21 protein-coding genes and 1 pseudogene are annotated in these 19,461 nt (G+C 68.0%); 9 read left to right on the top strand and 13 right to left on the bottom strand.

The genetic code is table 11. The features are described 5' to 3' along the window. Positions 1-16 precede the first annotated feature (16 nt). The 3 genes from ASE30_RS03835 to ASE30_RS03825 all read left to right on the top strand — a co-directional run bounded on the left by ASE30_RS03835 (position 17) and on the right by ASE30_RS03825 (position 1,054). Positions 17-403 (top strand): hypothetical protein, encoded by a 387-nt coding sequence (locus tag ASE30_RS03835; RefSeq protein WP_057282901.1) that lies wholly within the window; start codon positions 17-19, stop codon positions 401-403. Then, positions 400-591, top strand: a complete 192-nt coding sequence (locus ASE30_RS03830) for a helix-turn-helix transcriptional regulator (RefSeq protein WP_057282900.1) — start codon at positions 400-402, stop codon at positions 589-591. The genes ASE30_RS03835 and ASE30_RS03830 overlap by 4 nt, the downstream gene beginning before the upstream one ends. A 109-nt stretch (positions 592-700) precedes the next feature. After that, the gene (locus ASE30_RS03825; protein WP_057282899.1) at positions 701-1,054 is read left to right on the top strand and encodes a YciI family protein; all 354 of its coding nucleotides are present in this window, start codon (positions 701-703) and stop codon (positions 1,052-1,054) included. Between the two features lie 125 nt (positions 1,055-1,179). Here the strand turns inward: ASE30_RS03825 and ASE30_RS29215 are convergent, their stop codons facing one another. Continuing rightward, positions 1,180-1,332 (bottom strand): hypothetical protein, encoded by a 153-nt coding sequence (locus ASE30_RS29215; RefSeq protein ID WP_156407524.1) that lies wholly within the window; start codon positions 1,330-1,332, stop codon positions 1,180-1,182. A gap of 212 nt (positions 1,333-1,544) precedes the next feature. Here ASE30_RS29215 and ASE30_RS03820 point away from each other — a divergent pair, with 212 nt between their 5' ends. From ASE30_RS03820 to ASE30_RS03810, 3 genes are all read left to right on the top strand, one after another. Beyond that, positions 1,545-1,958, top strand: coding sequence for a YciI family protein (locus ASE30_RS03820; protein ID WP_057282898.1), 414 nt, complete (start codon positions 1,545-1,547; stop codon positions 1,956-1,958). A gap of 64 nt (positions 1,959-2,022) precedes the next feature. Further along, a complete protein-coding gene (locus ASE30_RS03815) occupies positions 2,023-2,430 on the top strand; it encodes a VOC family protein (protein ID WP_057282897.1) in 408 nt (135 codons plus the stop codon). After that, the gene (locus ASE30_RS03810; RefSeq protein WP_057282896.1) at positions 2,427-3,710 is read left to right on the top strand and encodes an RNA polymerase sigma factor; all 1,284 of its coding nucleotides are present in this window, start codon (positions 2,427-2,429) and stop codon (positions 3,708-3,710) included. Before ASE30_RS03815 ends, ASE30_RS03810 begins: the two co-directional genes overlap by 4 nt. Positions 3,711-3,736: 26 nt before the next feature. Here the strand turns inward: ASE30_RS03810 and ASE30_RS03805 are convergent, their stop codons facing one another. Next, the gene (locus ASE30_RS03805; RefSeq protein ID WP_057282895.1) at positions 3,737-4,405 is read right to left on the bottom strand and encodes an HAD family phosphatase; all 669 of its coding nucleotides are present in this window, start codon (positions 4,403-4,405) and stop codon (positions 3,737-3,739) included. A gap of 67 nt (positions 4,406-4,472) precedes the next feature. Further along, the gene (locus tag ASE30_RS03800; protein WP_057282894.1) at positions 4,473-5,681 is read right to left on the bottom strand and encodes a CynX/NimT family MFS transporter; all 1,209 of its coding nucleotides are present in this window, start codon (positions 5,679-5,681) and stop codon (positions 4,473-4,475) included. 108 nt (positions 5,682-5,789) lie between these two features. Between ASE30_RS03800 and ASE30_RS03795 the strand changes: the two genes are divergently transcribed. Further along, on the top strand, positions 5,790-6,686 hold the full coding sequence (locus tag ASE30_RS03795) for a LysR family transcriptional regulator (RefSeq protein ID WP_057282893.1): 897 nt from the start codon (positions 5,790-5,792) through the stop codon (positions 6,684-6,686). Here ASE30_RS03795 and ASE30_RS03790 read toward each other — a convergent pair. Beyond that, positions 6,677-7,477 carry a DUF169 domain-containing protein gene (locus tag ASE30_RS03790; protein ID WP_057282892.1) on the bottom strand — a complete coding sequence of 267 codons (801 nt, stop codon included), beginning with the start codon at positions 7,475-7,477 and terminating at the stop codon, positions 6,677-6,679. The genes ASE30_RS03795 and ASE30_RS03790 overlap by 10 nt on opposite strands. Positions 7,478-7,551: 74 nt before the next feature. After that, positions 7,552-8,469 (bottom strand): annotated as a pseudogene (locus tag ASE30_RS03785) (LysR substrate-binding domain-containing protein). A 102-nt stretch (positions 8,470-8,571) separates the two neighbouring features. Between ASE30_RS03785 and ASE30_RS03780 the strand changes: the two are divergent. Next, complete coding sequence (locus tag ASE30_RS03780) at positions 8,572-9,321, top strand: SDR family oxidoreductase (RefSeq protein WP_057282891.1); 750 nt, start codon at positions 8,572-8,574, stop codon at positions 9,319-9,321. A gap of 22 nt (positions 9,322-9,343) precedes the next feature. Here ASE30_RS03780 and ASE30_RS03775 read toward each other — a convergent pair whose 3' ends face one another. Together ASE30_RS03775 and ASE30_RS03770 are read right to left on the bottom strand one after the other, a co-directional pair. Continuing rightward, positions 9,344-10,141: a hypothetical protein gene (locus ASE30_RS03775; RefSeq protein ID WP_057282890.1), complete on the bottom strand. Its 798-nt coding sequence runs from the start codon at positions 10,139-10,141 to the stop codon at positions 9,344-9,346. Further along, positions 10,138-10,650, bottom strand: a complete 513-nt coding sequence (locus ASE30_RS03770; protein WP_235515176.1) for a MarR family winged helix-turn-helix transcriptional regulator — start codon at positions 10,648-10,650, stop codon at positions 10,138-10,140. The genes ASE30_RS03775 and ASE30_RS03770 overlap by 4 nt, the downstream gene beginning before the upstream one ends. Positions 10,651-10,794: 144 nt before the next feature. Between ASE30_RS03770 and ASE30_RS03765 the strand changes: the two genes are divergently transcribed. Continuing rightward, a complete protein-coding gene (locus ASE30_RS03765; protein ID WP_057282888.1) occupies positions 10,795-11,322 on the top strand; it encodes a GNAT family N-acetyltransferase in 528 nt (175 codons plus the stop codon). Positions 11,323-11,340: 18 nt separating this feature from the next. Here the strand turns inward: ASE30_RS03765 and ASE30_RS03760 are convergent, their stop codons facing one another. The 6 genes from ASE30_RS03760 to ASE30_RS03735 form a co-directional block, all read right to left on the bottom strand. After that, the gene (locus ASE30_RS03760; RefSeq protein ID WP_057282887.1) at positions 11,341-13,311 is read right to left on the bottom strand and encodes a TRAP transporter large permease subunit; all 1,971 of its coding nucleotides are present in this window, start codon (positions 13,309-13,311) and stop codon (positions 11,341-11,343) included. After that, on the bottom strand, positions 13,308-13,931 hold the full coding sequence (locus ASE30_RS03755) for a TRAP transporter small permease subunit (protein ID WP_057282886.1): 624 nt from the start codon (positions 13,929-13,931) through the stop codon (positions 13,308-13,310). Before ASE30_RS03755 ends, ASE30_RS03760 begins: the two co-directional genes overlap by 4 nt. A 108-nt stretch (positions 13,932-14,039) precedes the next feature. Beyond that, positions 14,040-15,164 carry a TRAP transporter substrate-binding protein gene (locus ASE30_RS03750; protein ID WP_057282885.1) on the bottom strand — a complete coding sequence of 375 codons (1,125 nt, stop codon included), beginning with the start codon at positions 15,162-15,164 and terminating at the stop codon, positions 14,040-14,042. A 275-nt stretch (positions 15,165-15,439) separates the two neighbouring features. Continuing rightward, positions 15,440-16,963, bottom strand: coding sequence for an amidase (locus ASE30_RS03745; protein WP_057282884.1), 1,524 nt, complete (start codon positions 16,961-16,963; stop codon positions 15,440-15,442). A gap of 12 nt (positions 16,964-16,975) precedes the next feature. Next, entirely contained in the window at positions 16,976-17,956 is a 981-nt protein-coding gene (locus ASE30_RS03740) for a tripartite tricarboxylate transporter substrate binding protein (protein ID WP_057282883.1), read from the bottom strand. Between the two features lie 48 nt (positions 17,957-18,004). Further along, positions 18,005-19,354 carry a D-serine ammonia-lyase gene (locus ASE30_RS03735; protein ID WP_057282882.1) on the bottom strand — a complete coding sequence of 450 codons (1,350 nt, stop codon included), beginning with the start codon at positions 19,352-19,354 and terminating at the stop codon, positions 18,005-18,007. Positions 19,355-19,461: the final 107 nt, after the last annotated feature.

Below are 19,461 nucleotides of genomic sequence, written 5' to 3'. Positions count from 1 at the left end.
ACCCGGAGAGACCCGCATGAATCAGGACCTGGCCAAACGCCGCTATTTCAAGGAACTGGGCGTCGCCCTGGCGCTGTATGCGGTGCTGCTGGTGGGTGCGCTGCGGCTGGGACTGGAACTGCAGCCCGGCGCGTTACGCACCGCCGTCCTCGTGAGCCCGATGCTCGCGTTCCTGCTGGCGCTGCGCGCCGTCGTGCGCGGCATCCGGCGTTCGGACGAGTTCATCCGCAAGACCTCGCTGGAACATCTGGCCATCGCCGCTGCCGTCACGGCCGGCGTCACCTTCACCTACGGTTTCCTGGAGATCGCGGGCTTTCCCAAGCTGAGCATGTTCACGGTGTGGCCGTTGATGGGCGCGGTGTGGGCAGGCCTGAGCATCTTCGATGCCCTGCGCCACCGATGAAAAACAGCATCCGCGAACTGCGCGCCGAACGCGGCTGGAGCCAGGCCGCGCTGGCCGAGCGGCTGGACGTCTCCCGTCAGACGGTCAACGCCATCGAGACCGGCCGCTACGATCCCAGCCTGCCGCTGGCCTTCGCCATCGCCCGCGTATTCCAGACCACGATCGAATCGATCTTCCAGGAAGGCTGAGCGCCGGGCGCGCCGCGCATTCCAGCGCGATGGCACGGGCTCGGCGAACGGCGGTAATCTAGCGGACCCGCCGTTCCACGGCATCGCCAAGCCCGCCCTGAGAGCCCACATGTCCTACCTGCTGTTTATCGTCGAACCGGTGGGCCAGCGCGCCCAGCGCACCCCCGAAGAAGGCCGCGAGGCCTACGCGCAGATGCTGCGCTACGCGGAAGACCTGAAGGCGCGCGGCCTGCTGGCGCGCGCGGAATCGCTGAAATCCGAATCCGAAGCCGTGCACCTGCGGATCCGCGGCGGGGAACGCACGCTGGTGGATGGCCCCTACGCCGAGGCCAAGGAAATGATCGGCGGGTTCTTCCTGCTGACCTGCGACACGCGCGAAGAAGCGCTGGCGCTGGCGGCCGAATGCCCTGCCGCCCAATGGGCCACGGTAGAGGTCCGGGAACTGGGACCGTGCTTCATGTAGCAAGGCGCTTGGCGCGGCCTGCGGCACGGCGTGTCACACAGCGCGCAGCACCGCGTGCTGCGGGGCGTGCGGTGCTGCGCGGCGCCGATCGGCACGGACCGGGTAGCCCAGCCCGTGCCAGTTTGTCAGCAGTTGCCTTTCTTGGCCTGTCCCGGCGGACAGAAGCCCCCGCGCCCGCCGCCGTCGTGCGGATCGACCACTACGGAGCCTTGCGGCGTATACACGGCACAGCCGGAAAGCAGAGTGGCGGCCAGGGCTAGGCTAAGCAGAATTCTCATGTCGTTGCTCGAAATTTCAGGGACGGTGCGAGTGTATGGGCAGACCGTGCAACCAGGGCTGGACCTTCGTAACCACCTGATATCGGTGCATACGAATCTCATTTACCTGGTGTTTTCCCTAGGGCTGGCGTGGTTGTGTCGATCCGGGGCAGCGCCATTCGTCGTACCTGTACAAGCCCCCCGACGGGCTTGCCTTCCCCAAGGAGATTCAGATGCGATTCATGATCATCGTCCGGGCCACGCCCGACAGCGAAGCCGGCATGATGCCGGACGACAGCCTGCTGGCCTCGATGGCGACCTACCACGAAGCGCTGGTCAAGGCCGGCGTGCTGCTGGACGCGAACGGGCTGCAGCCCACGTCCAAGGGATGGCGCGTGCGCTACGACGGCGGCGGCGAACGCCAGGTGCTCGATGGCCCGTTCGCCGAAACCAAGGAACTGATCGCGGGCTACACCATGATCCAGGTGCGTACACGCGAAGAGGCGATGCAATGGGCCTTGCGGTTTCCCACGCCCTTTCCCGGCCAGCCCTGCGAGATCGAGGTCCGGCAGGTGTTCGAACTGGAGGACTTCGAGCCCAGCAAGGAAGTCGAGCGCTTCCGCCAGATGCCCTCGCCCAGCCACTGAGGCCCGCCCTTCAAGCAACGCCACCAACACCAACACCCACACCACCCATCCATCGGGACACGCCATGCACAAGCAGATCTTCGTCAACCTGCCCATCAGCGATATGCAGAAGTCGCAGGACTTCTTCAAGCGGCTGGGCTTCACCTTCAATCCGGATTTCACCAACGACCAGGGCGCCTGCATGGTCATCGGCGACAACATCTACGCCATGCTGCTGGTGAAGGATTTCTTCCAGGGCTTTACCGGCAAGCCGGTGGCCGATGCCAAGGCCAGCACCGAAGTGCTGGTCGCGCTGTCCTGCGAAAGCCGCGCCGAAGTCGACGACCTGGTCGCGCGGGCGGTCGCGGCGGGCGGCACGGCGCCGCGCGATCCGCAAGACCACGGCTTCATGTACGCCCATGGCTTCGAAGACCTGGACGGCCACATCTGGGAATTGCTGCACATGGTTCCCGCCCAGGCAGGGAACGCATGACCCAGGCGGCCACGCATCGCGCCATCGAGGCGGTATGGCGGATAGAAGCCGCCAGCGTCATCGCCGGCGTCGCGCGCCTGGTCCGCGACGTGGGGCTGGCCGAAGAGCTGGCGCAGGATGCGCTGGTCGCCGCGCTGGAACGCTGGCCGGAGATGGGCGTTCCCGACAATCCCGGAGCATGGCTGATGACCACCGCGAAAAACCGCGCCCGCGACCGCCTGCGGCTCGACGCCTTGCACACCCGCAAGCACGAGCAGATCGGCCATGAACGGGAAGCCCTGCAGGCCGACGTGGAGCCGGATTTCGTCGACGCCCTGGACGCGGCGCGCCAGGACGACATCGGCGACGACCTGCTGCGTCTGGTCTTCACCGCCTGCCATCCGCTCCTGTCCACCGAGGCGCGCGTGGCGCTGACCCTGCGGCTGCTGGGCGGCCTGACCACGGCCGAGATCGCGCGCGCCTTCCTGGCGCCGGAGTCCACCATCGCGCAGCGCATCGTGCGGGCCAAGCGCACCCTGTCGGCGGCGAACGTGCCCTTCGAGGTGCCGGCGGCCGAAGACCGCGCGCCGCGCCTGGCGTCGGTGCTGGAAGTGATCTACCTGATCTTCAACGAAGACTATTCCGCCACGTCGGGAGACGACTGGATGCGCCCGGGGCTATGCGATGAAGCCCTGCGCCTGGGCCGCATCCTGGCCGAGCTGACCCCGGCAGAGGCCGAGGTGCATGGGTTGGCCGCCTTGATGGAGCTGCAGGCTTCCCGGCTGCATGCGCGCACCGATGCGCAGGGCCGGCCGGTCCTGCTGATGGACCAGGACCGCGGCCGCTGGGATACGCTGCTGATCCGCCGCGGCCTGGCGGCATTGGCGCGCGCGGATGCGCTGGGCGGACCGCGCGGCCCCTATGCGCTGCAGGCCGAACTGGCCGCCTGCCACGCGCGGGCGCGCGCCCCCGAAGACACGGACTGGCACCGCATCGTGGCGCTGTACGACGCGCTGGCGCAGGCCATGCCCTCGCCGGTGGTGGCATTGAACCGCGCCGTGGCGGTCGGCATGGCGTTCGGTCCGCAGGCCGGGCTGGATCAGGCCGATCTGCTTGCGTCGGATCCTGCGCTGGCCAACTATCACTGGCTGCCCAGCGTGCGCGCAGACCTGCTCGCCAAGCTGGGCCGCCACGCCGAGGCCCGCGACGAATTCGAACGCGCCGCCGGCATGACGCGCAACGCCCGCGAGCGCGAACTGCTGCTGGCGCGGGCACGGGCGTTGCCAGGACAAGGCGCCTGACATCGCGGCCGAGGAGCCACACCAGATCAAATAAGCTCAGGCAGCCGCCGCAGGTCGTCGATGACCTCGAACGCGCCTTCGTCCAGCAGCCGCTGCCGCTGATCCGGACCGTTATGCGAGGCGCCCACGAAGCCCACCGCCCGCATGCGCGCGGCGCGGGCGGCGCGCACGCCGGGCACGCTGTCCTCGACCACCACGCAGTCCAGCACCGCCGTGCGCATCTGCCGCGCCGCGAACAGAAACACATCGGGGGCCGGCTTGCCACGGGCCACCTGCGCCGTGCTGAACACGTGGGGCGCGAACTCGTCCCACAGCCCGACCAGTTTGAGCGCCGCTTCCAGCTTGGGCGGCGTGCTGCTGGACGCCACGCAGAGATCCAGGCCGCGTTCGCGCAGTGCCCGGAGCGTTTCGTGCACGTGGGGCAAGGCCCTCAGTTCCTGGCGGAAGGTGTGTTCCAGGCGGTCGGCGTATTGCCGCGCGAAGCCTTCGGGCAGCGCGCAGGCGTTCTCGGCCTGCAGCGTTTGCCACATGTCCGCGTCGGGAATCCCGGCGAAACGGTGGGCGGCCTCTTCGGGGGTGATGGCGATGCCGTGTTCGGCCAGCGCGCGCGACTGGGCGCGGGCCGCAATGATTTCGCTGTCGATCAGGACGCCGTCGCAATCAAAGATGACCAGGCGGGGAGCGGGCGTGTGCATGGAGTCTCCATCAGGAAGTTCCTCCATGATAGGCCCGCTTCGTGACGGTGCCGCGTGGCCCGTGGGCCTAGAGGCGCAGGGACTTGACGCGGCGCAGGCACCCGGCGATGACCAGGCCGCCCAGGCCCGCCGCCGCCACAATGAAGGAAGCCGACGTCCAGCCAAACCGGTCAATCGCGCCGCCCACGGCCACCGGCCCGATCACCTGCCCCAGGTTGCTGCCCTGCATCACCAGTCCCACCGTCGCCGCGGTCAAGGCCGGACGCGGCGCCACCAGCGGCGCGGTGCCCAGCAAGGTGGCCGGGATCAGTCCGCCCACGGCCGAGAACAGCACGCACAGCAGAAACGTCGGCATCGCTGGCAGCGCCGAACTGAAGATCAGCAACGCCACCGCGCCCATCGTCACGCTGGCGCAGGCGATCAGCGTGGATCGCTGCCATCCGCGCGCCAGCAGCACGCCCGCGCCCAGGTTGCCGGCGATATTCGCGGCGCTGGCGATTGCGCTGTACAGGCCTGCCGTCGCCAGCGTCAGCCCTAGCTGTTCCATCAGCAGGACCGGCAGGAAACTGAACAGCGCGAAGAACATCAGGCTGTACAGCGTGAACGACAGCGCCAGCAGCACCGGCCCGGCGGCGCCCAAGGTGTCGGCCGTGTCCTGGCGCAGGCCGCGCCACGACAGCCCGGCCCCGCGCGGCGAGGACGGCGCCAGCAAGGCGACACACGCCAAGGCCACGCCCACGGCGATGCCCGCGCACCACCAATAGGCGTGCCAGTCGTCAAAAGCCTGCGACGCCAGCATCGCCACCGCCATGCCCGCGGGCATGTAGCAGCTCCAGAGGGCGAAGGCGAAGTCCCGGTTGGCGGCCGTCACGATGCGCTGCAAGGCGGCCGGCCCGGCCACGGTGATCATCAGGAAGCCCAGGCCCTCGATCACCCGGGAGCCCAGCAGCACGCCGTAACCCGGGGCCAGCGCGCCGGCCGCCGTGCCCACGGCCGTCGCCGTCAGGCCCAGCAGCAGCATGCGCCTGGCGCCGAACCGGGAAATGACGCCGCCCGCCGCGATGCCGCCCACCATGCCCAGGATGGAAAACACCGCCGTCAGGGTGCCGATGGACGCCAGGTCCAATCCCATGTCCTGGCGCAGCAGGGGCGCGGCGATGATCACCTTGCCGACCTGCAAGGCCGCCACCACGCCCGCGCCGACGATCGCCAGCACTGCGCCCCAGTGCGTCCGCTCCGCCCCGTCCAGGGCCGGCATGCCTTCAACCTTCCGCATTCCTATCCTCGCCTTCTCCACGATGCCCGCATCATGCGCGCCGAGACCGATTCCGGTAAGTGATATTCTTTTGACGAACTTGATCGAATATTTAGATCAGCCTGCCCGATGATAGACGCCCTGACCCTGGATCAGCTCCGCGTATTCGCCGCCGTGGCGGACGCCGGCAGTTTTCGCGCCGCCGCGCGTCAGCTGTCGCGCGTGCAATCGGCGGTCAGTCACGCCATCGCCAACATGGAAGCGCAACTGGGCGTGCCGCTGTTCGACCGCAGCGGCCACCGTCCCGTCATGACACCGCAGGGCCAGGCGCTGCTGGCCAACGCCCGCGACATCCTCCTGCGCGTGGACGCGATGCGCGCCCGCGCCCAGGGGTTGGGCGAAGGCGTGGAACTGGAACTGTCGCTGGTGGTGGATACGCTGTTTCCGATCGAGCAGGTGGGTGCGGCGCTGAACCGCATGCGGGCGGCCTACCCGTCCGTCGCCACGCGCATTTCGGTACTGCCGCTGGGCGGCCCCGTCGCGGCGCTGCTGGCTGGCAGCCACACCCTGGGCATCCTCGCGGGCGAACATTTCCGGCATCCCCGCATCGCGGTGGAGGCGCTGGGATCCGTGCAGATGGTGGCGGTGGTTGCCGCCGCGCATCCGCTCGCGCAAGGCGCGCAGTCCCTGGGCGCGCTGGCGGATCATCTGCAGATCGTGCAATCCGATCCCTCCGCCCTGACCGAGGGCCGCGACTTCGCCGTGCTGTCGCCACGGACGTGCCGGGTCAGCGGGCAGGACACCAAGCACGCGCTTATCCTGGCCGGCGTCGGCTGGGGCCGGCTTCCGCTGTGGCAGGTGGAGCGCGACCTGGCCGAAGGCCGCCTGCTGCGCCTGCGCACCGGCAGCCTGGGCCGCGACAGCCAGGTCGCAACCGAAACCTATCTTGCCCACCGCATCGACCGGCCCCTCGGGCCGGCCGCGCGCGCGCTGGCCGAGGCGCTGCGCGCGCCCGCTCAGCCCTGAGCCTTGGGCGGCTGCGCGTAGCTCACGCCCATGCCCGCCCGCACGTCGTTCTGGATGCCGTAGGGCGCGATGGGATAGCGCAGTCCATTGGCCGACAAGGCCTTCATGCCCTCGATCGCAATCGGCAGATAGCGCGGCGGCAGCGCCATCAGCATCTCTTCGTCGGGCACGCCGCCATAGCGGCGCTCGGCGAAACAGGGCAAGGACAGGCTGGGTTCGCCCGTGGCCAGCGCCCGCCCCCAGGAATCCGCGCAGGCCGTCTCGCCCACCACGCTCCAGTCAAAGCGCCGGTAGTTTTTCCATTGCAGGCCGTTGATCAGGATGATCATCTGGCCGGGCGTCGCATACACCAGGCAGATATCCGGCGGGTCGAGCCGGCCCGACGCCAGCGGCGACACCACCATCGCCCGGTACTTGCCCGCGGGCACACAGGACAGGGCCTGCTGGCGGGCGCGCGCGTCCGCTTCCGTGGCGTGCCACACGCCCACGTAGTCTCGGCCGCTCTTCCAGGCCTCGTCCTGCGGCCCCAGCCCGATCACGGCGCGGCACTGCGAGCCGACCAGATCGTCGCCGGTGATGCCCACCGTCCAGCCCAGCCGCGCCGCCATGCCCACGATCTGGTCGGTGGTGTGGGTGGCCTGCGGCCGCCGCAGGCCCTTCACCCCGGCCATGTCGGCCTCGTGTTCGTAGAGCTTCATGCCGATGACCGTGGTCTTCAGGCGCAGCAGCTTGTTCAGATCGTCGACCAGCGACGCCCAGTTCAGGGGAGTTTCCTGCGTAGTCTCTTCCATGCCTGTCCTTTGGACCGATAGGTCTCTTGTTTGCTCACTTCCATGCACGACGATAGCAACATCTACGGCCGGCGCTACCTGAACGCATCCACGCCGCGCAGCAAGGCTTTCGCCATCCTGGGCTGGCGCAACTGGTCCAGCCACCATTGCAGCGCGCGCCCCTCGTGGTCGCCGCGCCACGCCAGGTACAGCAGGTTCGGCTCGCGCGGCGTCTCGGTGGCCTTCTCCACCAGTTCGCCGCGCGCCAGCAAGGACGCCGCGCGATGGCGCGGCACCCATCCCACGCCCAGGCCCTCGCGCTGCGCCAGGATCTTGGCGCGCATGCTGGGCACGGCCAGGGCGGCTTGACCGCCCACCCGGCCATAGCCCCGCAGCGCGGCGCCCCGCGCCGTATCGGCCACCACCACGGCGCGATGCTGCTGGATCTGGTCTTGCCGCAGCGGCGTTTTCACCTTGGCCAGCGGATGGCGCGGCGAGACGGCGAAGAGCCATTCCATCGCGCCCAGTTCTGCCCATTACAGGTTCGGCATGGTCTGGGGTTCGTTCGTGGCGCCCACGATCAGGTCGGCCCGGCCCTCGCGCAAGGCTTCCCAGGTGCCGCCCAGCACTTCGTGCGTGAAGCGCAGGGTCACACCCGAATCCAGTTTGTCGAAGTCCTGGATCAGCGGCGCCATGAACTCGAATTCCAGGATCTCGTCGCTGACGATATGCAGCCGGTCTTCCCAGCCGCTGGCCACCTGCCGCACGCGCTGCGTCAGCCGGGATACGTCCAGCATCAGCCGCCCGGCCTCTTCGGCCAGCAGCCGGCCGGCGGGCGTCAGTTGCAGCCGGTAGCGGCGGCGGTCGAAGAGCAAGGCATCGAACCGCTCCTCCAGTTGCCGGGCGGCGTGCGACACCGAGGAAGGCGCCTTGCCCAGCTTGGCGGCCGCGCGCGACAGGCTGCCGCTGTCGCGGATGGCTTCCAATAGCGCCAGCTCATTCGGGCTCAACATGTGCAATTCCTTCGAACGTGTTCTTGCGAAAGATCGTACGACAAAGCGCCGGGCCAGGCGCACCATGGCTACATGTGAAGCCCAACCCCAAAAGGAACCATCATGAACCGTTTTGAACAGAAGACCGTCCTGGTCACCGGCGGCACCAGCGGCATCGGCCTGGCCGCCGCCGCGGCCTTCGCCGCCGAAGGCGCCCGCGTCATCATCACCGGGCGCGACGGCGCCGCGCTGGAAAAGACCCGCGCCACGCTGGGTCCCAATGCCCTGGCCGTCCAGAACATCGCCGGCGCCCCGGGGGCCGCCGCCGCGCTGGCCGACACGCTCACCGCGGCCGGCGTGCGCCTGGATGCCGTCTTCATCAACGCGGGCATCGCCAAGTTCGCGACGCTGTCCGAGGCCACCGAGGACCTGTGGGACCAGACCTTCAACACCAACATCAAGGGCGTGTTCTTCCAGCTTCAGGCGCTGGATCCGCTGCTGAACGAGGGTGCGTCCATCGTGCTGAACGGTTCCATCAACGCCCACATCGGCATGCCTGCGTCGTCCATCTACAGCGCCAGCAAGGCCGCGCTGATCTCGCTGGCCAAGACCTTGTCCGCCGAACTGCTGCCGCGCGGCATCCGGGTCAATGTCGTCAGCCCCGGTCCGGTCGCCACGCCGATCTACGAAAAACTGGGCCTGGACCCCGAAAAGCTGGAGAAGACCGCCGCGAGCATCCAGGCGCAGGTGCCGCTGGGCCGCTTCGGCACGCCGCAGGAAATCGCGGCCACCGTGCTGCATCTGGCCGCCCGGGAATCCGCCTTCATCGTAGGCACGGAGATCATCGTGGACGGCGGGATGAGCCAGCTCTAGGGCGGCCCGTTCGCCGGGCTGATCAGGCGCCGATCGAACGCAACGCGCGCTTGCAGATGCGTTCGGTTGGCACGGCGGGCTGGCCCGCCAGCCAGCGCGCGCAGACCTCGCGCACCCAGTCCGGCTGGTCCTTGCTGGCGTCGTTGAGCCAGTTGGCCACGGAATCCTGCACATAGGCGGCGGGGTCCGCGCGCAGCGGTTCCAGCAGCGGCAGCGCGATCGCGGGGTCCGCCTTCAGCGCCGCGATGTGCGCGCACCACACGCCGCGCGGACGCAGGGACTCGCTGGCAAATCGCCGCACCCGCTCGGACGGGTCGTTCGTCCAGGGACGCAGGCGCTTCACCGAGGTATCCAGTTCCGCCGCCAATTGCGGCCGGACCGCCAGCCAGGCCCATTCGCGCACGCCGAAATGCGCGTCGTCGGCCAAGGGGCGGATCAGGTCCAGACGCGCCTGCACCGACAGGCCGGGCAATGCCCCGACCATGAAGCAGGCCCAGCCGCGCACCGTGTCCGAGCCGTGCGCCTGCAATTCCGCAAGCGCCCCGGGCCCCAGGCGATCGAGCAGAATCCGGGCCGCCAGCGCCATGCGCCGGGAGATCCCGGCGGCGGCCTCGGCCCGCATTGCCGCCACGGCCTGCGCGCCCACGCGCGGCGCCGCCGCGTGCATCAGCGCCGCGAAGTCCACCGCCAGGCATTCCGTCAGTGTCGTGGCCGGGTCGCCCGCGTTCAAAGCGGCAAGGCGCGCCGCGCCGATGTCCTTCACGCCGCGCCCGGCCGGCTTGGCGGAGACCGGGGCATGCTTGCCGCTGGCTTTGCTCATTGTCCCCTCCCCGCCGTTGCCGCGCGGCCCGCATTGGTGGCGCGCCACACCCGCGTCAGCAAGTCGCCCAGTTGGCGTTGATCCGCGCTGCTCAAGCCCTGGAACAAAGTGCCGATCCAAGCCGTGTGTTCCTTGAACAGCCGCGCCGCCGCCGTCTTGCCTTTGGCGGTCAGCGTCACGGCGATCCTGCGGCGGTCTTCCTGACCGGCCTGGCGCAACACGAACCCGTCCCGCTCCAGCCCGTCCAGCAACCCCGTGATCGTCGCGCGCGTCACACCGGCCCGCTCGGCCAGCACATGGGGCGGCAAGCCTTGCGGCTGCTCGTGCAGCAGGAACAGGAGCACGAATTTTCCTTCCGACAATTGCCGCGGCGCCAGCCGCGCGGCGCAATCGCGGTCGATGGACCGCGCCAGCGCCAGCACCTGGAAACACAGCCGTATCCCGTCCGCGTCGGGCAAACCGCGGCGCGATGCTTCGGTCAGCAAGGCATCATGTTTGGGTTCCAGCATTTGCGGTACCAGGGGCATATGAGGTGTGAACCGGTGGCAACAGGTTGATTAAGCGCCATATAGTATGGCGGCTAACTATTAAGACGCAAGCCCCTCGCTGGACCCGGTATCATCGGTTCCGGCCCATTCCGAACGACACTTGCCATGCCCAATGCCCGCCCTCGTGTGATATTGCGCCGCCTTCGGGAGGCCGACGTTTCCATGATGCTCGCCATGGAATCCGACCCCGAAGTCATGCGTCACAGCACCGGTGTGAAAACCGCCGACGAGGCGCGCCGGCAGGAATTGCTGGAATGGCTGGCCGAGCCGTTGACGGACTTGGGCCACTGGGCCATCGCGGTAGATGGCAAGGCCTTGGGCTGGATCAGTTTGACGCCACTCGAAAACACCGGCCGGATCCAGCTCGCCTATCGCCTGTGCCGCGACGCCTGGGGTCAAGGCCGCGCCACCGAGGCCGCCACCGCGCTTTGCGACTACGCATGGGGTACGCTCGACGTCCCCGAATTGGTTGCCATCGTCTGGCCCGGCAACGCGGCCTCGAAGCGAGTCCTGCAAAAGCTGGGCTTCGCCTTTGCCGGCATGGAAGAACACTATGGCCGCCCCACCGAAGCCTATGTGCTGCCGCGCCCCGCTCACCGCCCCGTCCGCTCAGCTGAGCCCCGGGAAAAGTGAGCGGTCAGCGGACCGGCTTCAGCGGTACAGCACCGTCGGCAGCCACATTCCGATCGCCGGGAACATGTACAGCAGGAAGATCGCCACCACCTGGATCCCCATGAACGGCATCATGCCCAGGAAGATCTGGTTCAGCGTCACATGCGGCGGCGATACGCCCTTCAGGTAGAAGGCGGACATGGCCACCGGCGGGGACAGGAACGCCGTCTGCAGGTTCAGCGCCACCAGCAGGCCGAAGAACAGCGGGTCGATCCCGAACGTGTTCAGCAGCGGCACGAAGATCGGCATGAAGATCACGATGATCTCGGTCCACTCCAGCGGCCAGCCCAGCAGGAAGATGATGGCCTGCGCCAGCAGCAGGAACTGGATCTGCGTCAGGCCCAGCGACAGCACCCATTCTTCGATGATGCGCTGGCCGCCCAGCAGCGCGAAGGCCGCGGAGAAGATCGACGACCCGACGAACAGCCAGCACACCATCGCGCTGGTCTTGGCGGTCAGGAATACCGATTCCCGCAGCACCGGCAGGTTCAGGCGGCGGTAGGCCAGCGCCAGCAGCGCGCCCCCCATGGCGCCCATGGCGGCCGCCTCGCTGGGGGTGGCTAGGCCGAAGCCGATCGATCCCAGCACGGCGGCGATCATCACCGCGAGCGGAAAGAACGAGGCCATCAGCATCTTGAAGATTTCCAGGCGCGCCCACGTCAACGCCGCGTAGAACACGGCCAGCATCACCGCGCAGATGCCCGCGAATATCCAGAACCCGGTGGGCGCGGCGCGGGTGCCGTCGGGGGCCGCGGGCGCTTCGGCCGGCGCTGGCGTGCCGGCGGGTGTGGCGGGCGCGGCGGGTGCTGCGGACGGCGTCCCGGGCGGCTCGCTCAAGCCTCCCGCCGCGGCGGGTCCGGTGGACGGCGGCTCGGCCAGCTCATTCGACGGCGGCTCGCTCAGGCCGCCGGCGGGCGGCTCGCTCAGCTCTGAATCGAAGCCGCCGCTACCCAGCATCAGTTCGGCTGGGATTTCGTATTCCACCACCGGCCGCGTCAGTGCATGGTGCACCACGGCCAGCATCAGCAAAGTGACCGCCAGCGGCGCCAGCGCCAGCGTCATGTTGCGCATCAGAAAACCGAACGCCACCCCGCTGTTGCGTCTGCCTTTGAACATGGCCGCCAGCATGCCGGACACGGCGCGCGTGTACGGACCCGCCGCCAGCACGGTGGACTCGGGCGACAGCGGTACGCCGCGCTCCTCCATGGGCAGCGGCGGCGCCATGTCGGGACGCAGCTTGGCCACGATGATCACGTAAAGCATGTAGAGCAAGGCCAGCATGATGCCGGGGAACAGCGCGCCGGCATACAGCTGCACCACCGACACGCCCGTGGTGGCGCCATACACGATCAGCATCACCGACGGCGGCAACAGGATTCCCAGGCAGCCGCCGGCCGTGATGGAACCGGCCGTCAGGCGCACGCTGTACCCCGCCTTCAGCATGGCGGGCATGGCCAGCAGGCCCATCAGCGTCACCACCGCGCCGACGATCCCCGTCGCCGTGGCGAAGATCGCGCAGGTCGCCAGCGTCGCCACCGCCAGGGCGCCGGGCAGGCGCGCCAGCGCCAGGTGCATCGACCTGAACAGCTTTTCGATCAGGTTGGCGCGTTCGACCAGATACCCCATGAAGACGAACAGGGGTATCGAGATCAGCGAATCGTTCGTCATGGTGGCGTACGTGCGCTGCACCATCAGGTCCAGCGTCTGCCCGATCGAACGGCCCGGATCGGAACTCTGCATGTAGTACGCCAGGAAGGTGAACAGCACCCCCATGCCCATCAGCGTGAAGGCCGTCGGAAACCCCAGCATGATGGCGACGACGATCAGCGCCAGCATCAACAGGCCGATATGGCCGGTGGTGAGATGGTCCCAGGGCGTCAGGAACGCAATCATCAACACCACGATCGCAATGCACGACAGGCCAAACCACAACGCCTTGTGAATCTTCATCGCTGGGGCTCCCCGGGGTTGACGTAGCGGTCGAGCTGGGCGATGTCTTCGTCCTTGACATGCACCATCTTCTTGAGCTTGTCGACGTCCACTTCCTCGACGTCCTCTTCGCGCGACGGCCACGCCCCCTGGCGCAGGCAGAGTATGCATCGCAGGACCTCGGCCACGCCCTGCAGCAGCAGGACCGCGCCAGCGATCGGGATGAAAGCCTTGAATGGATAGATGGGCGGCCCATCGGCCATCAGCGAGGAATGTTCACGGATGGCGATGGAGTAGCCGGCGTAGTACCAGCCCGCCCACACCAGCGCGATCACGCCCGGAAAGAAAAACACGATGAAGAGAACCAGGTCGAGCCCGGCCTGCACCCGCGGCGGCAGGAACCCATACAGGATGTCCCCGCGCACATGCCCGTTCTTGGCCAGCGTATAGGCGCCCGCCATCATGAACAGGATGCCGTAGTACATCATCTGAAGGTCGAAGGCCCAGGCGCTGGGCTGGTTCAGGATGTAGCGGGCCGCGACTTCCCAGCACACATGCAGCGTCAGCACCACGATCAACCAGGCGAAGGTCTTGCCGACGAAAGTGGAAATGCGGTCTATGAAGCGTACGATTCGGATCATCGAAGGTCCCGGTTTAGGGCCACACCGCGCTGAACGCGCGGGGCCCTAGACGCATGGCGAGGCGCCGCGCGCCGGGTCCACGGCGCGCGGGCACAACGGAGGATTGCGTCAGGCCGGCTTGGTGCTGCGCGTGAAGTAGTGGTTGTAGGCCATGCGGAAATTGACGGCCGTATCACCATGCCAGCGCCCCACCCGCTCGGCGAAGGCCCGTTGCGAGTCCAGCACCTTCTTGAAGAGCGGATTCTCGGCCGACCGCTTGGCGATCATTTCGTCCCAGATCTTCAGCTGCTGCTGCAGGATCGCATCCGGCGTCTTGTAGAACTTGACGTTGTGATCCTTCTGCAGCTTGATGTAGTCCTGCGAATAGCGGTCCGCGGCCTTCCAGGACATATCCGCGCTGCACGCCTGCGCCGCATAGCTCAGGATGTGCTTGAGGTTCGGGGGCAAGGCGTCGTACTTCGTCTTGTTGAACAGCACCTCGAATTGTTCCGCGCTCTGGTGGAAGCTCTGCAGCATGCAGATCTTGGACACATCCTGGAAGCCCAGCGCCAGATCCGACGACGAGTTGTTGAATTCCGCTCCGTCCAGCAGCCCGCGATCCAGTGCCGGCACGATCTCGCCGCCGGGCAGCGCATTCACCGCCGCGCCCATCGCCGTGTACATGTCGATGGCCAGCCCCACCGTGCGGAACTTCACGCCCTTGACGTCCTCGACCTTGGTGACGGGCCGCTTGAACCAGCCGAACGGCTGCGTCGGCATCGGCCCGTACATCAGGGACTGCACGTTCACCCCCATCGCTTTCTGGATCTCGACCAGCAGTTCCTTGCCGCCGCCGTACTCGTGCCAGGCCAGCAGCATGTTGGCGTCCATTCCGAACGACGGCCCCGAGCCCCATAGCGCGACCGCCGTGTTCTTTCCGTACCAGTAGGCCACCACGCCGTGGCCGCCGTCCAGCGTCCCGGCCGACACCGCATCCAGCAGGTCGAAGGCCTTGACCACGGCGCCGGCGGGCAGCACTTCGATCTTCAGCTGGCCGCCGGCCATCTCGTTGACCTTGGTCGCGTAGTCGCGGGCGAACTCGTGGAAGATGTCGTTGGCGGGCCAGGTGCTCTGGAAGCGGAAGGAGATGGGTGCATTCTGCGCCCGGGTGACCGCGGGGAATCCAAGCGCCGCGGCCCCGGCGACGGCAGCGCCAGAGATGAACTTGCGGCGGGGTTTTGTAACGTGTTGCATGGCTTGTTGTCTCCTGGGTGGACTACATGGACCAGCTTGTAGTTACTACTCCTGCGTGAAGCGGGATGGAAACGCCTGCTGCGGACCTCCCGTTCGGGGCGATGCGCCTGATGCGTCTGATGCGCAACTTTGGACTGATTAAACCTTCCTGACTATCGGCTGACAATCAGCTTTTAGTCAGGAATTACCCTAGAAAGAGGACTAATCCTTTCGTCGTAATGGCAAAACGGCCGCATGGCGCGGCCGTCCGGTCCCTAAACCCGCGCGGGCACGCGCTACACCGCCGACACCGCCTCCGTGGGTTCCCCGCCATCCAGCACCGGCGGCGTGGTGACGATAGAGGTCAGCGACGGCTCGGCCGGACGCAGCGCCGCCAGATCCGGACGCGGCCGCCGCAGGGCCTCGATACCGCCAAAGGCCTGCTCCATCGCCTGCGCCGCGGCCAGCACGTCCCGGTCGCCCCGGAACCGCCCCACCATCTGCAGGCCAAAGGGCATGCCCTGGGCATCGCGCCCGCAAGGCAGCGTCAACGCCGGATGCGTCGTCAAGGTTACGACATAGGTCAGTGCGAGCCACCGGTAGTAATTCTCCTGGGCGACCCCGTTGATGGTGTCGGCATAGAGCTGCGTCCACGGAAACGGCGAGACCGGCGTGGTGGGCGACAGGATCAGGTCGTAGTCGTCATAGGCGCGCTGGAACCGCTTGATCAGCCTGGTCTGTTCGGCTTGCGCCCAGGCGCAGTCCTTCAGGCTCATCGCCGCGCCCATTTCGAAGTTGGCGCGGGTGTTGGGGCCCAGGCTGCCGGGGTCCTTCTCATAGGCGTCGCGCATGCCCGCCACGAAGGATTCCGCGCGCAGCACATCGAAGCAGCGGTGGGCCTCGCCCAGATCCAGTTCGATCGGGTCGCACGCGGCGAACAGATGCCGCATGGCCGCGATCTTTTCCCTGAACGTCGCCCGGATGCCGTCGTCCACGTCGCAGGTGCCGAAGTCTTCGGTGTAGGCCACCCGCAGCGAACCCAGGTCGGCCGTGCCGGGATTCAGGAACTGCAGCGGATCCAGCGGATAGCTGAGCGGGTCGCCGGCATGCGGCCCCGCCGACGCGGCCATTTGCAGGCAGGCATCGGCCACCGTCCGCCCCATCGGACCCACCACCGAAATCGGCGTCCAGCCCAGCAGCTTGCGCACGCTGGGCACGATGCCGGGGGACGGCCGAAAACCCACCACGCCGCACTTGGATGCCGGGATGCGCAGCGAGCCGCCCGTGTCCGAGCCGGTGCATACCGGTAGCATGTCGCAAGCCAGCGCCGCCGCGGAGCCGCCAGACGAGCCGCCCGCGTTCAGGTTGGGATTGAAGGGGTTGCCCGTGGCGCCCCACACCGTGTTGCGCGAGTTGGCGCCCGCGCCCATCTCGGGCACGTTGGTCTTGGCGGCGACGATGGCGCCGGCGCGGCGCAGGCGGGCCACCAGTTCGACGTCCTCTTGGGGCACATGGCCGCGGTACAGCGCCGAGCCATAGGTGGTCAGCACGCCGGCCGTCGGCTCCAGATCCTTCACGCCCATCGGCAAGCCGTGCAGCAGGCCCAGCGGCTCGCCCGCCATTACGGCGCGCTCGGCGGCGCGCGCCTCCGCGCGCGCCCGCTCGTAAGCCGTGGCGGTGACGGCATTGACGTAGGGGTTGACCGCCGCGATCCGCGCAATGCAGGCCTCCAGCAGCTCCACCGGGGAAAGCTGGCGCGCGCCGATCATGCGCCGCAGTTCCACGGCCGTCAGGGATACCAGGGAGTCGTCCAATGCCATCGTCGTTTTCCTTCAGTCGATCTTGATGTTGGCGCGCTGCGCAACCTCGCGCATCACGGGAAGTTCCTGCTGGATCAGGGCCTCGCCCTCGGCGGCGCTGGCGAAAGCGGCTTCGAAGCCCTGGGCCTCCAGGCTCTTTTTCACCTCGGGCGCATCCACGGTGGCGCGCAGCGCCTGTTCCAACCGGCTCTTCACATTCGCCGGCAGGCCGCGCGGCGCGGCCACCATCAGCCAGGTGTCCATGGCCACCGCCGGATAGCCCTGTTCCGCGAACGTGGGCACATCCGGGAGGAAGGCCGAGCGCTTGGGGCTGGACACGGCCAGCACGCGCACTTTGCCCTGCTTGCTTTGCGGCAGTGCGGCCGCCACCGTATCCACCGAGAACGGAATCTGGCCGCCGATCAGGTCCGTCATCGCGGGCGAGCTGCCCTTGTAGGGCACGTGCGTCATCTTCAGGTTCGCGGCCGCCATGAAGGCTTCACCCACGAAGTGCGCCGTAGTGCCGGTGCCGAAGGAACCATAGGGCGGCTGGTTGTTGGCGGGATCCTTCGCGTACGCCACGAACTCCTTCAGGTCCTTGACCGGCACCTTGGGATTGGCCAGCAGCGCCAGGCCGGTGCGGCCGACGATGCCGATCGGCTCGAAGCTCTTGGCCGGGTCGTAGGGCAGATTTTTCTGAATGGCCGGGTTGACGGTGAAGGTGGTGCCCGAACTCACCAGCAGCGTGTAGCCATCGGGCGCGGCCTTGGCGACAAAGCTCGCGCCGATCACGGTGCCCGCGCCCGCGCGGTTTTCCACCACGACGGTCTGGCCCAGTTCCTGGCCCAGCTTCTGCGCCACCACGCGGCCCAGCACATCCGTCGCGCCTCCGGGCGGGAACGGCACGACCAGCGTCAGCGGACGGCTGGGGTAGGCATCCTGCGCCACGGCGGGCGCAACGGCGCCCCAGGCGCTGGCAACGGCGAGACTGACTGCAAGAAACGAGGTTTTCATAGCGGTGCTCGATGAGAGATGGTGGAAAACGGGCGCGTCTGGCGGCGCCTAGGAACCCGCCGCAAGCGATCGCCCGCGGCTCAGGAATCGGTCATATTCTTCGTCGGGCACGAACAGCCCGCCCGTGGTCCAGGCCAGGTGGGTGGCGCGGGGCAGATGCGCCCGCAGGCCGCGGGCCCGCAGCCAGGCCTGGCCGGCATCGGTGCCGCAGAGCTGGCCCGGCCCGCTGAAACCGGCCGCGGCCGACGGTTCGATGCGCAGGCCCTCGCTGGCATGCAGGCGGGCCAGGTCCGCGTACAGCGTATCGTCCGCCACGGTATAGACCCCGCGCAGATGGGCGCCCACCGCCGCATAGGCCAATTCGGACGCGCGCGGCACCGCCAGCCCGTCGGCGTCGGTCAGGTTGGTCAGCCCCAGGTCGTAGACCGAAGGCGGCATGGGCACGCCGGGCAGTTGGCCGCAGCCGGCCATCATGCGCAGCATGAAGCATGGCGATTGCACGGGTTCGGCGAAGAAGCAATGGACATGCGGGCCGTAAAGCTGCGTCAGGCCGAACGCGATGCCGCCGGGCGCGCCGCCCACGCCGCAAGGCAGGTACACGAACAGCGGATGCTCGGCGTCGACCCGGATGTCCGCCCGGCCCAGCTGGCCGCGCAGATGCAGCGCCGCCGCCGCGTAACCCAGGAACAGCGAGGCCGAGCGCTCGTCGTCGACGAAGTAGCCGCAAGGATCCGCCTCGACCTGGGCGCGGCCGGCCGCCACGGCCTTTTCATAATCGCCCGCGTGTTCCACGACCTCGACGCCGCGCGCGCGCAGACGCGCCTTCTTCCAGGCCTTGGCGTCGGCGGACATATGCACCGCCGCGCGGAATCCCAGCGCCGACGCGATCACCCCGATGGACAGGCCCAGATTGCCGGTGGAACCCACCGCCACCTGATAGCGGCCAAAGTACGCCCGGGCCTTGGGTTCGGCCAGTTTCCGGTAGTCGTCGCCGGCTTGCAGCAGGCCGGCGCCCAGCGCCAGCGATTCGGCGAACTCCAGCACTTCGTGGATGCCGCCGCGGGCCTTGATCGAGCCCGCCACCGGCAGCGCGTGGTCGGCCTTGATCCACAAGCGCCCGGCCTCTGGCGGCAACCCCAGCGCCGCCTGCATGGCGTCGGCCGCGAGCAGCGGCGATTCGATCACCCCGCCCGACTCGGCCAGTTCGGGAAACAGGTCCCCCAGCAAGGGCGCGAACCGCGCCAGCCGCTCCTGTGCGGACAGCACCTGATCCATCAGGAAATGGGCGCCGGGCGCGGCGGTGGCCGCGTCGCCGTCGGGCCGCGTCCACAGCACCGGCCGGGCGAGCCGCAGCGCATCCACAATCGGGGTCAGGGCAGAATCGTCGGGATGAAACATCAGTGTGGTAGCCGGGGGTGAGCGCAAAGAATGCCCACATCCTAGAGTCCGTCATCCCTTTGCAGCAATATCAATGGTTAGAATTATTCTTTGCGCTTTCCGCAAAC

The sequence above is a fragment of the Achromobacter sp. Root83 genome (assembly GCF_001428845.1).
Classification (GTDB): Bacteria; Pseudomonadota; Gammaproteobacteria; order Burkholderiales; family Burkholderiaceae_B; genus Achromobacter.
The sequence above is the reverse complement of the archived record's forward strand: the minus strand, read 5'-3'. Positions and strand labels throughout refer to the sequence as shown.